The organism is Pseudodesulfovibrio portus (assembly GCF_026000375.1).
GTDB lineage: Bacteria > Desulfobacterota > Desulfovibrionia > Desulfovibrionales > Desulfovibrionaceae > Pseudodesulfovibrio > Pseudodesulfovibrio portus.
Map to the genome: position 1 here is coordinate 1110322 of NZ_AP026708.1, position 16506 is coordinate 1126827.

General features: G+C 61.9%; 15 protein-coding genes. 3 read left to right on the top strand and 12 right to left on the bottom strand.

Translation table 11 applies throughout. From position 1 onward, the window contains the following. The first annotated feature begins 55 nt into the window (after nt 1-55). Genes OO730_RS05310 through OO730_RS05320 form a run of 3 tightly spaced genes read left to right on the top strand, consistent with a single transcriptional unit; the run spans nt 56 to nt 1739 of the window. Nucleotides 56-538, top strand: a complete 483-nt coding sequence (locus OO730_RS05310) for a hypothetical protein (RefSeq protein ID WP_264983543.1) — start codon at nt 56-58, stop codon at nt 536-538. Next, the gene (locus OO730_RS05315) at nt 535-825 is read left to right on the top strand and encodes a hypothetical protein (protein ID WP_264983544.1); all 291 of its coding nucleotides are present in this window, start codon (nt 535-537) and stop codon (nt 823-825) included. Before OO730_RS05310 ends, OO730_RS05315 begins: the two co-directional genes overlap by 4 nt. Before the next feature lie 14 nt (nt 826-839). After that, nucleotides 840-1739, top strand: a complete 900-nt coding sequence (locus OO730_RS05320; protein WP_264983545.1) for an ArsA family ATPase — start codon at nt 840-842, stop codon at nt 1737-1739. A 22-nt stretch (nt 1740-1761) separates the two neighbouring features. Here the strand turns inward: OO730_RS05320 and OO730_RS05325 are convergent, their stop codons facing one another. From OO730_RS05325 to ybaK, 12 genes are all read right to left on the bottom strand, one after another. After that, a complete protein-coding gene (locus OO730_RS05325) occupies nt 1762-2373 on the bottom strand; it encodes an FmdE family protein (RefSeq protein ID WP_264983546.1) in 612 nt (203 codons plus the stop codon). 21 nt (nt 2374-2394) lie between these two features. Further along, nucleotides 2395-3150, bottom strand: a complete 756-nt coding sequence (locus OO730_RS05330; protein WP_264983547.1) for an ABC transporter ATP-binding protein — start codon at nt 3148-3150, stop codon at nt 2395-2397. Further along, on the bottom strand, nt 3147-4217 hold the full coding sequence (locus OO730_RS05335) for a FecCD family ABC transporter permease (RefSeq protein ID WP_264983548.1): 1071 nt from the start codon (nt 4215-4217) through the stop codon (nt 3147-3149). Before OO730_RS05335 ends, OO730_RS05330 begins: the two co-directional genes overlap by 4 nt. A 1-nt stretch (nt 4218) precedes the next feature. Continuing rightward, nucleotides 4219-5328, bottom strand: coding sequence for an iron ABC transporter substrate-binding protein (locus tag OO730_RS05340; RefSeq protein ID WP_264983549.1), 1110 nt, complete (start codon nt 5326-5328; stop codon nt 4219-4221). Between the two features lie 198 nt (nt 5329-5526). Continuing rightward, entirely contained in the window at nt 5527-6312 is a 786-nt protein-coding gene (locus OO730_RS05345) for a formate dehydrogenase accessory sulfurtransferase FdhD (protein WP_264983550.1), read from the bottom strand. Between the two features lie 10 nt (nt 6313-6322). Continuing rightward, entirely contained in the window at nt 6323-7237 is a 915-nt protein-coding gene (locus OO730_RS05350) for a formate dehydrogenase accessory protein FdhE (RefSeq protein ID WP_264983551.1), read from the bottom strand. A gap of 77 nt (nt 7238-7314) precedes the next feature. Beyond that, on the bottom strand, nt 7315-8049 hold the full coding sequence (locus OO730_RS05355; RefSeq protein WP_264983553.1) for a 4Fe-4S dicluster domain-containing protein: 735 nt from the start codon (nt 8047-8049) through the stop codon (nt 7315-7317). Nucleotides 8050-8060: 11 nt separating this feature from the next. Next, nucleotides 8061-11102 (bottom strand): formate dehydrogenase-N subunit alpha, encoded by a 3042-nt coding sequence (gene fdnG / locus OO730_RS05360; protein WP_264983554.1) that lies wholly within the window; start codon nt 11100-11102, stop codon nt 8061-8063. A 145-nt stretch (nt 11103-11247) separates the two neighbouring features. Beyond that, nucleotides 11248-11643 (bottom strand): winged helix-turn-helix domain-containing protein, encoded by a 396-nt coding sequence (locus OO730_RS05365; RefSeq protein WP_264983555.1) that lies wholly within the window; start codon nt 11641-11643, stop codon nt 11248-11250. 3 nt (nt 11644-11646) lie between these two features. Next, entirely contained in the window at nt 11647-13308 is a 1662-nt protein-coding gene (locus OO730_RS05370) for an FmdE family protein (RefSeq protein ID WP_264983556.1), read from the bottom strand. 387 nt (nt 13309-13695) lie between these two features. Beyond that, nucleotides 13696-15807 carry a PAS domain-containing hybrid sensor histidine kinase/response regulator gene (locus OO730_RS05375; RefSeq protein WP_264983557.1) on the bottom strand — a complete coding sequence of 704 codons (2112 nt, stop codon included), beginning with the start codon at nt 15805-15807 and terminating at the stop codon, nt 13696-13698. Between the two features lie 203 nt (nt 15808-16010). Then, nucleotides 16011-16475, bottom strand: coding sequence for a Cys-tRNA(Pro) deacylase (gene ybaK, locus OO730_RS05380; protein WP_264983558.1), 465 nt, complete (start codon nt 16473-16475; stop codon nt 16011-16013). Nucleotides 16476-16506 lie beyond the last annotated feature (31 nt).

Sequence of the window (16506 nt, forward strand, 5' to 3'; positions counted from 1 at the left end):
ATACGCAACCACCCCGGCCGGGCTCGAGCCCGGCCGGGGACCCGTGAGGTTTTCCATGGCTGACGCAACGCACGTCGATACGATTCGCACCGCCCTGCTGCGCCGCTACCTGACCATGCTCTCCCCTGCGGTGGTCCTCTTCGCCGTCTGGGCCGCCTGCCGCCAGGCCGGGCTCGTCCAGTCCCTGGGACTGGGGAACATCGACCTGGTCGGAAAGATCGTCTTCATCTCGGCCATCGTCCTGGCCGTGGCCCTGCCGATGTTCTACCGGATACGCTTCGTCAAGAGCGTGGAGGGCAGCCGAAACGTAAGCGAAGAAGCCTTCGTCCCCTTTCAGCTGACCCTCATGTCCCTGGCCCTGCTCGCGCCCTACGTCGCTGCGGCGGGCTATATTGCGGCAGTGTCCACCTTCCATTTTTCCGGGGCCTTCCTGGCCGGCCTGTACGGCGCGTACTACTACTTCCCCTCGGACAGGCGGGTGGCGCAGGAGATGCGCCTGTTCCGGGTGAGCCGGGACAACGGGGACAACCGAGCATGAAGAATCCCGTCAAGCGGGTCGTCCGCAGCATCCGCAATTCCTATCGCTTTGTGGACCAACTTCACCGGGCCAAGGCCACGGAACGCCTCGAATGGGAAACCAGGGAACTGGAGAACATCTTCAGCCTCCTGACCATCGGCGCGTTCGTGGGCATGCAGGCCCCGCCCATGCACATCTCACTGGAACTGCTCCCTTACATGGAAAACGAGCTGACCTGCATGACCAACCGCGTGTGCATGTCCAACGACCCCCTGGCCGACCTCTTTTCCATGCTGGACGGGATGTAGAACGGAACCGACCGATGGCCGAACAACACTACCATTTTCATGCGGGCAAGGGCGGCGTGGGCAAGTCCACCACCTCTTCCCTGTCGGCGCTGGAGCTGGCCCGGCAGGGCGAGAACGTGCTCCTGGTCTCCCTGGACCCGGCCCACAACCAGGCCGACATCTTCGACACGGATTTCACGGGCAAGCCGACCCGCGTGGCCGACAACCTGCGGGTGGCCCAGGCCGACATCGACCTGTGGATCACGGAATACATCAAGGGCGTGGAGCAGCAGATGCGCGCCAACTACACCTACCAGACCGCCTTCAACCTGGAGAAGCACCTGAACGTGGTCAAGCACTCGCCGGGCATCGAGGAATACGGCCTGCTCCTGGCCTTCCAGCACTATCGCAAGGAATACCCGGACGCCGACGTCATCCTCTTCGACATGCCGCCCACGGCCCTGACACTGAAATTCTTCAACCTGCCCGCCCTGTCGCTCATCTGGCTGGAGCATTTGCTCAAACTGCGCAGCGAGATCATGAACAAGAAGGAAATCATCACCAAGATCCAGCTGGGGAAAAAGGAAATCCAGTGCGACAAGGTCATGAACCGGCTGGAGCAGCAGCAAGCATTTTTCACGGAGTTGAAGGAGATTTTCCAGGACCCGTCCCGATGCTCGGTCAACCTCGTGGTCAACCCGGACCGGCTCTCCTTTGCCGAGGCCGAGCGCATCGACAAGACCCTTGCCGAGATGGGCCTGCAATTGTCCCGGATCATCATGAACAAGGTAACGGATGAGTGCACCTGGGACAAATGCTCGTCCCTCATGCAGGAATACGACGTCTGCCCGATCCCGCTCTCGCCCGAGCCGCTCATCGGCCTTCCGGCCCTGAACGGCTACCTGGACGCAAACGGATCGAAGCTGACCCTGTAGGCCAGCGCTCCCGCGCAGCCCCCTAAATCTTTTGCTCGTGTTCCCCGAAACAGGGGATGCAGTAGGTCTCGCCGCCCATGCGCCGGGTGCGCGACTCCATGACCGTCTCCCCGCACCCCGTGCACACGAGGCTCTCGAGAATCCGGGCGGGCTTGGGCGGGTCGCAGGTCAAGGCGGTGATCCGGAACAGGTCGTCCAGCTCCATCGACATGAAGCGCTCCTGCATCTGCCCGCGCAGGGCCATGATCCGCTCCCGGATTTCGGGCGACCCGTTTCCGGAAGCGTCCAGGGTGGTCAACTCGCCCATCTCGCGCCCGACCTCGCCCCATGAGTCGGGGTTGAGCACGGCCCGCAGTCCCTTGCCCTTCTTCCGGTCAAAGAAGGAAAAAGCCATCTTGCCGTAATCCCGGTGCATGAAGTTGCCCTTGCCCAAGGTGCAGTCCGTTATGAACTGGATGGCGTCCACGCCGCACATGTCGGTCTCGGCCACGGCCACCATCTCGGTCTCCCCGGGCAGGCCCAGGTCGCGAAAGGCAAGCTCGGCGGCCCGGATGCCGATGGCCAGGCCGGGACAGGAGTGTCCGTGGAAGGCGATGGTGTCTTGGATGACTTCAGGGGGAAAAGCGCAGGGCATAAGGTCTCCTTTAGATATGAATCAGGCGGCCGGGACCACCAGCGGGCTCCCGTTCACCGTGAGGATGTCCACGGGCAATCCGTAAACCTCTTCCACCACGGCCGAGGTCACCTCGCAGGTCGGGCCGGTGGAATGAATCCGCCCGTCCTTGAGGAACAGGACCCGGTCCGCATAACGGAAGGCCGTGTTGAGATCATGCATGGTCATGACCGCGCAGATGGCGTGCTCGCTGACCACCCGCCGGATCATGGTCAAAATATCCACCTGGCTCTTGAGGTCCAGGGAACTGGTGGGCTCGTCCAGCAGCATCAGCCGGGGCTCCTGGACCAGGGTCCGGGCGATGGCCACCTTCTGCAGCTCCCCGCCGCTGAGCTGGTCTATGTAGCGCAGGGCCAGCCGGTCGAGGCGCAGCCGCTTCAGCGCCGAATCCACGATGCGCAGGTCCTCGTCCCGAACCTTCCAGCGGATGTGGGGCTTGCGGCCCATGAGCACGGCGTCGAACACGGTCAGCCGCGCGGCCTCGCATTTCTGGGCCACGTAGCCGATGTTCAGGGCGATCTCGTCGGGCTTCATCTTGAGGACGTTGCGGTCCTCGACCATGACCACGCCGCCGGACGGTCGATGAATGGCGTTGATGCACTTGAGCAGGGTGGTCTTGCCCACTCCGTTGGGGCCGAGGATGGCCAGAAGCTCCCCGCCCGATAGCCCGAAATCCACGCCGTCGAGCACTGGGTGCCCGTTGTAGCCGAAGGCCACCCTGGAAACGGAAAGGCTCATCCGCGCTGCCCCCTGAGTATGAGGTAGATGAAGACCGGCGCGCCCAGGAAGGCCGTGAGCACCGAAACCGGCAGGACGTGCGGCGCCAGTATCAGCCGGGCCACGGTGTCCGACACCAGCAGGAGCAGCCCGCCGCCGAGGATGGTCGCGGGCAGCAGGAAGCGATGGTCCGATCCGATGACCCGGCGGGCCATGTGCGGCACCACCAGTCCGACGAAGCCGATGATGCCGAGAAAGGCGATGATCACCGCCGTCAGGAGCGTTGCCAGCAGCATGCCCACCATGCGCACCCGCTCCACGCGGACGCCGAGCCCCTTGGCGGTCTCGTCGCCCGCGTCGATGGCGTTGTAGTTCCAGCCGTTGAACAGGAAATAGGCGCAGGCCACCACGGTCACCACGGAGACTATGCCCAACTCCGACCAGGAGGCCCTGGCCGTGTCGCCGAAGGTCCAGAAGATCATGGCCGCCAGCTGCACGTCGTCGGCAAAGAACTGCAGGAGCATGGTCCCGGCCGTGAACAGCGAGCCCAGAGCCACGCCGGTCAGGATCATGACCTCCGGGGTGGCCCCGCGCAGCCGGGAAACGCCGATGATCACGCCCGCCGCAGCCAGGCTGAAGACAAAGGCCAGCCCGGTGGTCACGTACGGGCTGGTGATGGTCACCGCGTCCGTGTGGGTTGAGGCCATGATCCCGCCGTCCAGGATCATGACCGAAAAGGCCGCGCCGAACGCCGCCGCATGGGATATCCCCAATGTGAACGGCGACCCCAGGGGATTGCGCAGGATGGATTGCATGGCCGTCCCGGCCACGGCCAGTCCCGCCCCGGCGACAATTGCCGCCAGTGCCTGGGGCAGCCGGATGTTCCACAGGATCATCTCGAACCGCTTGGACACCGCCGCACCGGCCAGGGACCGGGCCACGTCGGCCAGGGGGATGTGGGCCGCACCCAGGGACACGGCCACCAGCAGGGAGACCGAGAGCGCCCCGGTCACCACGAACAGCAGCGCGGACTTCCAGCCGATGTACCGGCGGTATTCGTCAGGTATGGAACCATCCGAAAAATGCATGTCAGTTCAGGGGAATGGGTTTGTAGGCGAGCCCCTGGAACATGGCGTCCATGTCCTTGAAGACCGGCTTGCCCACCAGGAAGGTGAATATCTCGTCCGCCTTGGCCGCCGGGTCCACGTCAGCGAACCGATCGGGATAGAGCAGCTTGCCGACGTAGAAGGCGTTGGCCAGGATGGACCCGTAGTTCTGGGTGTACCAGTTGTAGGGGAGCAGGCCGTAGACCTTGCCCCCCTGCACCGCCGTCAGCGTCTGGTATGACGGGTCGGTCTTCAGCTCGAACAACCCTCCGGCCTCGTTGCCCAATTGGAGCGTGGACAGGTCGAGGAACAGGTAATCGGGGTTCCACTGGACGATCATCTCCTTGGCCACGTCCGAGTGACGCAGCTCCTTGCCGGAGAGTCGCACGTCATAGGCCAGGTTGTTGGTCTTGACGAACTTGAACGGGGGGTAGGCGGGCTCCGTGGACTGGTACCCGTGCGGTCCCTTGAAGGCCACGCCGCCCACGAAGACCGACGGGCAACCGTCGTCGGGCACGTCGGCCGTCCGAGCCACGAGGTCTTTGATCTGGCCCTCTATGAACTCGATCACCGCCTCGGCGCGGTCCTCTTTGCCCACCACCTCGGCCATGATGCGCAGGGACCTGTACAGGTCGGGCCTGAGCTTGCCGAGGTCGCCGTAGTTCAGGACCATGACCGGGATGCCGGTCTTCTCGTTCAGTTCCACCGGGTCATAGCCCATGGAGGAAGAATAGGTCTTGAGGATGACGTCCGGCTGCGGCTCCAGGCTCAGGATCAGTTCCGGGTTGTCGAAGCCGCGGAACTGGCCGAAGATGGGCATTTTCTTGAACTGGGGATTGGCCAGGGCGTAGGGACGGGCGTCGAACTGCTTGCGCCGGGTCTCAATGTCGTCCACGGCCACGATCATGTCCTGGGCCTGAAGATACGTCAGCAGCCGCAGACACCCGGACCCGGAACAGATGACGTTGCGAACCGTCTCGGGGATGGCCACCGCCTTGCCGGAGGAGTCGGCAACGGTTCGCTGTCCGGCAACAGCCGGGACAGCCGAAAACAGAATCAACAGACAGGCGAGAAAGCTGTTCGGGACGCGCACGGGACCTCCGGATTCAAGACGAATATGATTTTAATTACCATTTCATGTCATAATTATAGTTTTGGTGACACAAAAAGGATGTAAAAGATAGATTAGTCTGCGTCAAGAGGCACGGAACGCAAATACTGGCTACGCAGGGCCGGAGGCGACAGGGGCGGCAACCGGAATCCGGAGGCCGCCGGGCAGCACGGCAACCAGTCAGGACAGGATGCGCCAGCCGTTGGAATAGAGGTAGAAGGAGCCGTTGCGGAGGCGGCCCACCAGGGTCAGGTTGTTGCGCTCGGCATAGTCGATGCCGGAGCTGGTGGCGGCGGAGAAGCCGCAGAGGATGGGGATGTTGGCGGCCTGGGCCTTGACCGCCAGCTCGAGGGCCAGCCGGGAGGAGAGCATGGCGATGGCCACCTCGTCCAGGGTCCCCTCGAGCAGGGAGCGGCCTATGGCCTTGTCAAAGGCGTTGTGCCTGCCCACGTCCTCGCCGAAGGCGATCATTTCGCCGGAAGCGGAAAACAGGGCCGCCGCGTGGGTCGATCCGGTGGACTTGAACAGGTTCTGACGCCGCTCGAACGTCTCCTTGAAGTCGAACAGCCGCTCGGCCCTGACCCGTACCGGACGGGGCGACGGGAAGAGCCGCCGCATTGCGCCGGTGGTCTTGAGGACGACGGAAACCCGTGTCCGCCCCCGGTAGTTGAAGGTCACGTTGGACAGGTCCTCGCTCCCGCGAATCATATTCAGGGAGAACAGATGCCCGGCGACGAGGTTCATGTCGTCGCCGGGAGTTCTGGAGAGCGTGGTGTCGAGCACCCCTTCCACCTGGAGCCGGAGGGGGGCCTCCACCGCGATCGAATCCTTGTGATAGGCGAGCCTGCCGCCCTCGTACCGCTGCAGCGTGGCCGGGAAGGCCAGTTGCGACGTCCCGGCGTCCGGCCGGTCGTCCTCCTGCGCCCCCTGGGGCGCGGCGACTATCCTGAGGTGCGAGGTCGGCATGGCATCCCACCTAATCCGCGGCGTTCCACAGGGTCGGGGTCACCGGGACGAGTTCGTTGTTGCGGGCGAAGATGTCGAGATGAATGAGCCCCATCTGGACCACGTCCAGGTGCGGATGCGGCTCGAATTCGCGCAGGTCCACGTTCAGGCAGTACTTGCCGCACTTGTGGCAGGCTTCGATCCGCTCGTACCTGATGTCGTCCACGTAAAAGATCTCGCGGCTGTCGTTCTCGTCGTTGCCGCAGGCAACGCAGGCGTTGCGCCGATAGCGCCAGTCGTGCCCGCACAGGGAACAGTGCAGGTACTTCTTTCCGCCGCCCCCCACCAGGTGGTCGAGATCGGAGACTTCCTTGGGGGAAAGATAGGATATGGACGGGGAGGAACCGCATACGGGGCAGTACCCCCTGTCCCAGGTAATATCGGACAGGGACTTGCCCATGCCGTCGACCATAGCACAGAGGACAGGACCGAAAACGGTCTCTGAAATATACAGCAATGACGGTGAATGCCCGATGCCGAGCTGTACGGAGGTGTTCTCAAAGTGTTTCCAGTTGCCCTCGATCCGGGCCTGGGCAAGTCCCACGAGGTTGACAGGATCGGCCAGATGGCCTTGCAGGGCCTTGGCCGCATCCGCCTCCAATCGGAGCACTTCGATCACTTCCGGCAACAATTCGTCTCGCGAGGCCTCCATGGCCTCCACCCATAAGGAGAGGTCCTCGTCGATCAGCAGGGGAACTCCGGCCACCAGCCGGGCCGTATCCACGGCGGGCGGGTCGGGGAGTTTGTCGAGGAGGTCGTCCCGCACCTTGCCCTTGGTCAGGAAGAGCGGACCGAACCGGTCGGCCAGCTCGCTGTAGGCGGGGACGCGCTTTTTGATGGATTCCAGGGTTGAATCAACGATTTTCTGTGCAGAAGCAGTCTTCATGCAGTGCTCCGTGCTCTCCGATGGGGCCGGGAAGTCGCGTTCCGACATCCCGGCCCCGGAGGGAGAGGTGGTTTTCGTTATGCCTTCATTGCCTTGAAGGGTCTCGCCAGAGTGGCGAGGAACTGCTTCTTCGACATGGGCCCGAGGTCGGCCTGGGCCACGGCGAACTCGTGATAGTTCTCCGGCTTGTCGATGAGCAGATAGATGACGTTGACTTCGTCGGGATCAGCCAGCCGTGCATCCGGGTACTGTTTCTTGAGAACGGCCAACCGGGCCTCGGCGAGCTTGAGCATGTCGCTGCGTTCACCGAAGTTCATGGTGCCGGTGGGGCACACCTTGACGCAGGCCGGCGGCATCCCGTTGTGGATGCGGTCGTTGCACATGGTGCACTTGGTCAGCACCCCGGTCTTCTCGTTGCGCCTGGGGATGTTGTACGGGCAGGACTCGCGAATTTCCTCGAACTGCTCCTTGGAGAAGTTCTTGGTCTTGTCGGTGTAGAGCACTGCGCCGGTCTTCTCGTCCCTGACGATGGCGCCTTCTATGTACAGGTCGCCCATCTCCTTGCACGGAGCCAGTTCGCAGTGGCGGCACTGGTCCGGGAAGAAGTTCCAGCGGATCACGCCGTTGTCCAGGTGCTCGCTGAAACGGACGAGTTTGTAGTTGTTGGGATTCAAATCCTGCGGGTTCTGGTGGCTGCCCCACTTGTACTGCGTGGTCTTGTTGGCGGGCAGCTCATGCCACTCCTTGCAGGCTATCTGACAACCGCGGCACGCGGTGCAGCGGGACGTATCTACGAATATCGTCTTGGGCATGGCGTACTCCTTTAGGTTGCCAGCTCGGTGAGCTTGTTGGCCTTGCGAATGTTTACGCAGCAGGCTTTGAATTCCGGGATGGTGGTGTTCGGGTCACCAACGGAAGGCGTGAGCCTGTTGGTGGAATCACCGGTACCCGGCGTGGTCCAGCCGAAGCAGAACGGCATGCCGATTTCGTGGATGATGCGTCCGTGCACCAGGAGCGGGCGCATGCGGACCGTGACCATGGCGATGGCCTCGACCCGACCGCGAATGGATTCGACAATGACGCCGTCACCGTTCTTGATGCCCTTTTCCTCGGCCAGTTCCGGGCTCATCTCGACGTAGAGCTGGGGCTCGGCCTCAAGCAGGTTGGGCACGTTGCGGGTCTCGCCGCCGCCGCACCAGTGCTCCGTCAGGCTGTACGTAGTCAGCACGACGGGGTACTCGGGATCAGCAGGCTTGCACAGCTTGTCCATGTCGCTCGTAACGAACTTGTAGACCGGGCTGTTGAGCTGCTTCGAGAACAGGTTCTTGTTTACGGGCGTTTCCACCGGCTCATAGTGCTCGGAGAACGGGCCGTCCATGCGGCCCGGGCCGAAGAGCTGGCCAAAGCCGTGCTTGTGCATGATGAACGGATAGCGTCCCTTGCCGGTGGCCATGGGCGGCCAGCCGCCGTCGGGCACGTCGCCCACCCACTTGCCGTCCTTCCACTCGATAACGGCCTTGGCCTTGTTGTACGGCCGGCCGTTGAGGTCCACGGAAGCGCGGTTGTAGAGGATGCGGCGGTTGACCGGCCAGCACCAGGCCCACTTGGGGTACAGGCCGATGTTCTTCTGCATGGCGGTCTGTTCGGTGGAGCGGCGCTTGGCCTTGTTGCCGTCTTCCTCGGTATAGGAACCGGCGTAGAGCCAGTTCAGGCTCATGGTCGAACCGTCGTCCTTCAGGGCGGTGAAGGAAGGAACCTGCTGGCCCTTCTTGTACTTCTTGCCCTTGACCTCGGCATCCTGGGTGAAACGGCCGTTGATGCGCTGGCACAGATCGTCGGGATCGTAGGCTTCCGGGTAGTCCAGCCAGGTCACGGCCTCGGGCAGCTTGCCGCCCTCCTTGGCATACAGTTTCTGCAAACGGCCCATGAAGCCGCAGAACATGTCGCCGAAGGGCTTGGCCTGGAAGGCGGGCTCCACGGCCTTGTAGTGCCAGAGCAGCCAGCGGCCGGAGTTGGTCACCGAGCCTTCCTTTTCCAACCTGTGTGCCGACGGCAGCAGGAACACCTCGGTCTTGACCTTCTTCGGGTCAACGCCGGGGCGGTGCCAGTTGTCGGTGGTCTCGGAGTGATGGAGTTCCGAAGTGACGAGCCACTCCAGGTTGTCCAGCGCCTTCCTGAGCTTGTTGGAGTTGGGCACGGAGTTCATCGGGTTGAGGCCGATGATGATGCCGCCGCGAATCTTGTTCCGGTACATGCGGTCGAAGAGATAGAGGTAGGAATAGTCCCCGCCCTTCTCGATCTTCGGCAGCAATTCGTAGCAGAAACCGTTTTCCTTGGTGGCGTGATCGCCGTACCACGCTTTCAGCAGTGAAGCGAAGTACTTGGGCTTGTGCTGCCACCAGTTGGCCGACTGCGGGTCGCCGGAAACCGGAGTATTGCCTTTGACGTACTCGTCATAGGTCTGCCAGCCGTTGTGCGGCATGGCCATGTAGCCGGGGATGATGTGGTACAGCAGGGTGTGGTCGGTGGAACCCTGAACGTTGGGCTCGCCGCGCAGGGCGTTGATGCCGCCGCCGGCCACGCCGATGTTGCCCAGCAGGAGTTGGATGATACCGGCGGAGCGGATGTTCTGCACGCCGACGGTATGCTGGGTCCAGCCCAGGGCGTACATGACCGTACCGGCCTTGTCGCCGCGACCCGTTGCCGCGAAGTTCTTGTAGACCTTCATCAGGTTTTCGGCGGAAACGCCGGTGGTGGCCGAGACGGTATCGATGTCGTACCGGCTGTAATGCTCACGCATCAGCTGGAGGACACACCGGGGGTTCTTCAACGACTTGTCCCGCTTGGGCACGCCGTTCTTGTCCAGTTCGAAGCCCCATTTGGACTTGTCGTAGGTCCGGGTCTTCTCGTCGTAACCGGTGAAGAGGCCGTCCTTGAAACCGAACTCCTTGCCCACGACGAGCGCGGCGTTGGTGTATTCAACGACGTATTCCTTGAAGTATTTCTCGTTGTCGAGGATGTACTTGATCATGCCGCCCAGGAAAGCGATATCCGTGCCGGACCGCAGGGGGACATGGAAGTCCGACCTGGCGGATGTACGGGAGAACTTCGGGTCCACATGCATGACTGTGGCGCCCTTGTCCTTGGCCTTCAACACCCACTTGAATGAGATCGGATGATGTTCGGCAGCATTACTGCCCATTATGAGGATTGAATCGGCATTCTTGATGTCGATCCAGTGGTTGGTCATCGCACCGCGTCCGAACGACTCTCCCAGAGCCGCAACAGTTGCGCTGTGTCAGATCCTTGCCTGGTGGTCCATGTGGACGACGCCCAGGCCGCGCATCGCCTGATGGGCAATTGCGCATTCTTCGTTGCCTGCGTGGGAGGTGCCCAGCAGGAACATGGATTCGAGTCGGTTGACGGTGTCGCCCTTCTCGTTCTTGAGGATAAGGTCCTTGTCCCGGGTGTCCTTGATGCGCCGCGCGATGCGGTCGAACATCCAGTCCCAGTCCTTCTCTTCCCACTTGTCGCTGTAGGGAGCGCGGTAAAGCGGCTTCTGCAGCCGGTGCTTGCCGGTGGTCATGCTGAACATGGCCGCACCCTTGGCGCACAGCGAACCTTCGTTGATGGGGTAGTCCGGGTCGCCCTCTGCGTTAACCAGCTTCCCGTCCTTGACGTAACCGATCACGTGACAGCTCACCGAACAGAACGGACAGACCGTCACAACCTCTTTTGCACCGGAAATCTTGATTCCCGAGGCATAGGCCTTGACCGGAGCCAGACTGACTCCGAGCTGCCCGAGGGTGAGACACGCCGCTGACGAGCCTGCGAGCTTCATGAAGCTTCGGCGGTCGAGTTTCATACCTGTGGCCTCCTTGCTGTTTGCCGTGCGCACTGCACCCGGCAATGGTTTCCCCGAACACGATGTTCGAGCAGCATCAAGATATCATAAAATTCAATTAAATCAATATGTTATATTTAACATATTGAAAAGGCGAGAAAGCCGCTCACTCGTATTTTTCAAGAGAAAAAGGCAGTAATTCCCGGCTTTTGGACAGGGCGTAGGACTCAACTTCACGGAACCACTCGTCAAAGCTCTTGGCAATGCCCAGGCCGTACTGCGTGAGGTGGTACCCGGCGCGGCGGCTGGCGGCCCGCTCGATGAGTTTCTGGCCGATCACTTCCTCGGTGGCCTTGATCTTGCCCCAGGCCCCCCGGTAGGACATGCCCAGGGACTCGGCCGCAGCCTTGAGGGAGCCGCACCGCTCCACCTGGCGGAGCAGTTGCAACCGGCCGAGGCCGAAAACGACGCCCCCGCTGGTTTCGAACCAGAGGTGGATCCTCATGGTGGGACCGATTCGGGTTGCGGATTTGATGGACGTGACGGGATCTGGATTCAGCATGATCTACCTCCCGAAAGGACATTTGGGGAATGTGCAGGACGCACACTCCATGCACATCCCGCCGTTGCCCAGCTTGGCAACGTCGCTGCGGGTGATGGGCAGGTCCGCCAACAGCCGGGGCAGCATCAGGTCCAGGCTGGTGGTCTTGTGGAACAGGGCGCAAGCCGGTACGCCGAGGACCCGGGCGTTGCCGATGCGGCCCACAAGGGTCATGGCTCCGGGCAGGACCGGCATGCCGTAGAGGATATCGGTCAGCCCGGCCCGGGCCAGGCCGATCCGGGTGACGTCGTCCGGGTCCACGGAAAGGCCTGCCGTGGTGATGATCAGATCGCACCCGATCTTTTCCAGTCCGCTGGCTGCGCCCGCGATCTCGACGGCGTCGTCCGGCCGTATCAGGGTCTCAACGATGCGTCCGCCGTATTGGGCCACCTTGGCCTGGATGACTTCCTCGAAACGATCCTCGATCAACCCCTTGAACACCTCGTTGCCGGTGATGAGCAGTCCGACCTTGGCGTTGCGCAGGGGAGCCACGGAAAACAGCGGCGTGCCGTTGAGGATGGCCAGGGCACGGCCGTAGATATTCCGGTCGATAAACAGGGGAATGGCCCTGGTGGCCGCCACGCGGCGCCCCTCGCGCACCAGGCTGTATTCGTGCCGCGAGGAGACGATGACGTCCTGGAGCGAGTTGAACGCGCGCTGGACCGAATCGTTGAAGACGAGGATGCCGTCGCGGGCGGCGACCATGTTGATCCGTCCCTCGCACGGTTCGCCCTCGGCCCTGACGCCGTCGCCGCACATCCGACCGGCAAAGGCCCGGGCCGCGTCGTCTTCATGGATGAACCCCGCCGGGGCTTCCTGGTCCACATACAGGTTGAAGCGGCCCATCTGCTGCAACCGGCAGACATCGCCCGCCGTGACCACGTGCCCGCGCGAAAAGGCCACTCCCTTGGACCGACCGGGAACGATGCGCGTCATGTCGTGGGCAATGGTTTTGCCGAGGCTCTCTTCCACGGGTGTGGACGGAATGGATTCCTTGATGTCCATGACCACGGTCGCGGACCTGTCGTCGAGATACGGGGAGTCCCCGGCGCAGGACCGGCAGATGGAGCCGTGAAAGTCGGGATAGGCGTCCCCGCAAATGGGACACAGGGAGATGGCTCCCTTGCTCCGCTTGCGCACGACCTCGGCTTTGACGGTCACCTTCTCCACGCTCAGCATCTCGAGCCCGTGGTCCCGGATTTCCCGGCGCAGGGCCTCGGAGTCCTGTTCCGATTTGGGACGGGTCTTCATCAGCCAGCACAGGGTATGGGGGAAGGATTCGAGCTTGGCCGGGTCAAGGCGGACGCGAACGCCCTCTCCGGTATGCTTGTCGAACAGGGACACGGCGTAGACGCCCGCGTTGACGACCCGCAGCCAGCCGTTGCCGATGGTGCAGGGTGTCAGGAGCTGGACCGCGTCCGGCAGACACCAGGACGTCTCGCTCACGGCGTCGAAGAGCACGCCCTCCGGGATGTGGCGCTTGGCCTCTTCCACCATGTAGCCGCCGAGCAGCAACCCGGGTGCGGGATAATTGTGAAACCACGTGGCCAGCTCCACGAACCCCTCGAAGGTGAAATCCTGCCCCGCTTCAATACCGGGTGCCTGTCCGGCCGTCTGATTCAGCATAGTCCGTCCGTAGATATTTATTATGCCCACACGGGCACAATCAACCCCTATGAGAAGACGACACATCCAGACAATGTGCTCAGACTTGATCACGTTCTGGCACCAAACCAATTTACATCCACATTTCCAGCCGGTTGCAACCTAGCCACCAACTGCGGGAAGCTCCTTCAAGACTGAAAAGCGTCTTTATTTTTTGGGGAATAAATCAGTATTTCGGACAGATAGGCATCAAAAATCAAACTATCGAAAAAACTGGTGTCAAAACGTGGTGCAGTCTGAAAATATCCATTTTCCAGGCTCAAAAACCATACGGTTTTTTGGTGCATGGGCTAAAAGAATTGCACCTTGACCAGTCCGGGACGGAAAAAACTCCCGAATTCCGTCCACTCAGGCGGTATCCTGGAGGTCGGTTTCTAAAACCGAGGCCACTGCCCCCAGCAGGGTGTCGGAATCCAGGGGCTTGGACACGTACCAGTTCATGCCCGCTTCCAGGAACCTGTTCTTGTCCCCGGCCATGGAATGGGCGGTCAGGGCGATTGCCGGGATGTCCCTGTTCGTTTCCCCGGCGTCACCGCGACGGAGCGCCTTCATGGTTTCCATGCCGTCCAGAACGGGCATCTGAATATCCACGAGCAGGATGTCGAAGGGCTCGGCTCGCAGGGCGTCCAGAGCCTGCTCCCCGTTTTCCACGACCGTCACCGTATGCCCGCCTTTTTCAAGGACTCGCCGGGCGAACAGGCGCGACGTACCGTCGTCTTCGGCCAACAGGACTTTCACACCCGTCACGAGAACAGGCCCCATGCGTTTCCCGGCGACAGAGGCCGCAGGCTCGGCGATTTTGAAGGGAATGCTGAAATAGAATTGTGAACCGACGCCGAGCTCGCTATCCACGGCCATGGTGCCGTTCATCAACTCCAAGAGACGCGCGCAGATGGCCAGGCCAAGTCCCGCGCCCTGGAAACGGCGGCGGTAGCTTCCGTCGACCTGGGTAAAGGGCGTGAACACCCGCGCCAGCTGCTCGTCGGCTATGCCGGGCCCGTTATCGGAAACCGTGAACAGCAACCGACACTCGCCCTCGGCGTGGATCGGCAGCGGACGGACGTCCACGTCGACCCTGCCTGCCTCGGAAAACTTGAGGGCGTTGCCGACCAGATTGCCGAGAATCTGCTGGGTGCGCACGGCGTCGCCATTGAGTCTGGCCGGGACATCCGGGCTGACCTGAACCCGCAACTCAATCCCCTGCTCTCTGGCGGCAGGGGCGAAGAGATGGAGCATGCTCTCCATGATATCGGCCGGGCTGAAGGGCTCGGCAACGATTTCCATGCGGCCCGACTCGACCCGGGTCAGGTCGAGAATATCCGACAACAGCCGGATCAGCCTGTTGCTCGCCTGAAGCGCATATTCGATGAACTCATGCTGCTCTTCCGTCAGTTCCGTTGTGTTCATCAACTGCAGCATGCCCATGATGCCGTTGATGGGAGTGCGGATTTCATGGCTCATGTTTGCCAGGAACTCGCTCTTGACCTTGGAGGCGGATTCAGCGGCCTGCTTGGCCTCCACCAGGGCGGCTTCGAAGCGTTTCCGGTCGGAGATGTCCCGGCAGATGGCCAGGATGAGCGGCACACCGCCCGCCAGAAGGCCCCGCGCACTCACTTCCACATCGTAGGAGGAGCCGTCCTTGCGCCGATGAACAGTTTCAAATATCTTGTTTATCTTGGTCAGGTCTTCGAAATTATTTAATATTTCATCCCTTGACGTGTTCACCTCATAATCCCAGGTGTGCAAGCCGACGACCTCTTCCGCAGAATAGCCCAGCATGGCGGCGAACTGCTCATTGGCTTCGATAATCCGGTGCTCCTGGTCAATGATGACTATGCCGTCATTGCTCTTTTCCAAAAGCACCCTGCGCCGCTGGGCTTCGCTCTCCAGCAGGGATTCGGCCTTTCTCTGGCGGGAGATGCTGACCACGGTTTCAAGCCGTTTATCCTCCCCTCCGAGGTTCAGGCGCTTCACCGAGCGAAGGACGGGGATGGGGGCCTTGCCCGGGGTGAGCAGGATGCATTCCGCCTTGTCCTCTGCCGTGACGGGACCATCCGACTCCCGAGAGCCGTGGTCGCAGATGACCAGCGGGGCGGTCTTGCCCACCACGTCGCCTTCAGCGGTTCCCATGAGGTCCAGCACATGGTGGTTCACCTTCTCGATGACCTTGGTCTTGTCGTCAATGATGAACACGCCGACGTCGATGGTGTCGAGCAGGGTCCGCTGCAGGGCCTCTGCGGCCGCCAGGCGGGTGTTCGCCGCTTTGAGGATATAGAAGAAATAGCCAACGAGCAGGCCGGTCGTTCCGCCGACCAGAAAGGAAACGACATAGGTCGTCAGCCGAAACGGATCGATTCCCGTCGCCATCTTCTGAACAAACGACAACCCTGTCAGGAAGGCCGCGCCAGCCAGGAAGGCCACCCCGAAAAAAAGCGTTCTGGTTGCAATTCGTCTGTTCATGTTCCACGTGGATTGCAGATGACACCCGGAATCGGTCAACCGGTCCTCTTCGATCATGCAGATGCGGCCATGTCCATGGGATAGGCACACCTCACTGAAGACGATAAAACAAATATAGGCTTGCCGTCCAGATAATCGGTTTTTTTCTCCCATACCGCCATGCGGAGGACGGGATCGGGCCGAAACGGCGTGTGCGAAGGGGGTTATTGGGCCACGGGCGAAAAGGACGCTCCGGTCAGGTCGGCCAGATCGCGGGGGGAGAGCTCGACCTCCAGGCCCCGGCGCCCGGCGCTGACGAAAATGGTGTCCTGATCGAACGCGGATTCGTCGATGACCGTTGGCAGCGGCTTCTTCTGGCCGAGCGGGCTCACGCCGCCGACCACATAGCCGGTCACCCGTTCCACCTGCCTGACGTCGGCCATGGCCGTCTTTTTCGCGCCCACGGCCTTGGCCAGCCGCTTGAGGTTGAGCCGACAGGCAACGGGCAGCACCGCCACCACCAGTTCGGGCCCGGCGGCCACCACCAGGGTCTTGAACACCCTGGCCGGGTCCAGGCCGAGCTTTTCAGCCGCTTCCAGGCCGTAGGAATCCGCCGACGGATCGTGTTCGTATTCGTGGACGGCGTAGGCGATCTTCGCCCTTTTCGCCGCGTGGATGGCCGGTGTCATGATGCGCTCCTCGTCAGTTGCGGCGCAGCAT

Bases quoted from the DNA above. Each gene is read 5' to 3' on its own strand.
- OO730_RS05330 (WP_264983547.1), bottom strand. From the start codon at position 3,150: ATGAGCCTTTCCGTTTCCAGGGTGGCCTTCGGCTACAACGGGCACCCA.
- OO730_RS05345 (WP_264983550.1), bottom strand. From the start codon at position 6,312: ATGCCGACCTCGCACCTCAGGATAGTCGCCGCGCCCCAGGGGGCGCAG.
- OO730_RS05325 (WP_264983546.1), bottom strand. From the start codon at position 2,373: ATGCCCTGCGCTTTTCCCCCTGAAGTCATCCAAGACACCATCGCCTTC.
- OO730_RS05335 (WP_264983548.1), bottom strand. From the start codon at position 4,217: ATGCATTTTTCGGATGGTTCCATACCTGACGAATACCGCCGGTACATC.
- OO730_RS05370 (WP_264983556.1), bottom strand. From the start codon at position 13,308: ATGCTGAATCAGACGGCCGGACAGGCACCCGGTATTGAAGCGGGGCAG.
- OO730_RS05375 (WP_264983557.1), bottom strand. From the start codon at position 15,807: ATGAACAGACGAATTGCAACCAGAACGCTTTTTTTCGGGGTGGCCTTC.
- OO730_RS05315 (WP_264983544.1), top strand. From the start codon at position 535: ATGAAGAATCCCGTCAAGCGGGTCGTCCGCAGCATCCGCAATTCCTAT.
- OO730_RS05355 (WP_264983553.1), bottom strand. From the start codon at position 8,049: ATGCCCAAGACGATATTCGTAGATACGTCCCGCTGCACCGCGTGCCGC.
- OO730_RS05365 (WP_264983555.1), bottom strand. From the start codon at position 11,643: ATGCTGAATCCAGATCCCGTCACGTCCATCAAATCCGCAACCCGAATC.
- OO730_RS05350 (WP_264983551.1), bottom strand. From the start codon at position 7,237: ATGAAGACTGCTTCTGCACAGAAAATCGTTGATTCAACCCTGGAATCC.
- ybaK (WP_264983558.1), bottom strand. From the start codon at position 16,475: ATGACACCGGCCATCCACGCGGCGAAAAGGGCGAAGATCGCCTACGCC.
- OO730_RS05320 (WP_264983545.1), top strand. From the start codon at position 840: ATGGCCGAACAACACTACCATTTTCATGCGGGCAAGGGCGGCGTGGGC.
- OO730_RS05310 (WP_264983543.1), top strand. From the start codon at position 56: ATGGCTGACGCAACGCACGTCGATACGATTCGCACCGCCCTGCTGCGC.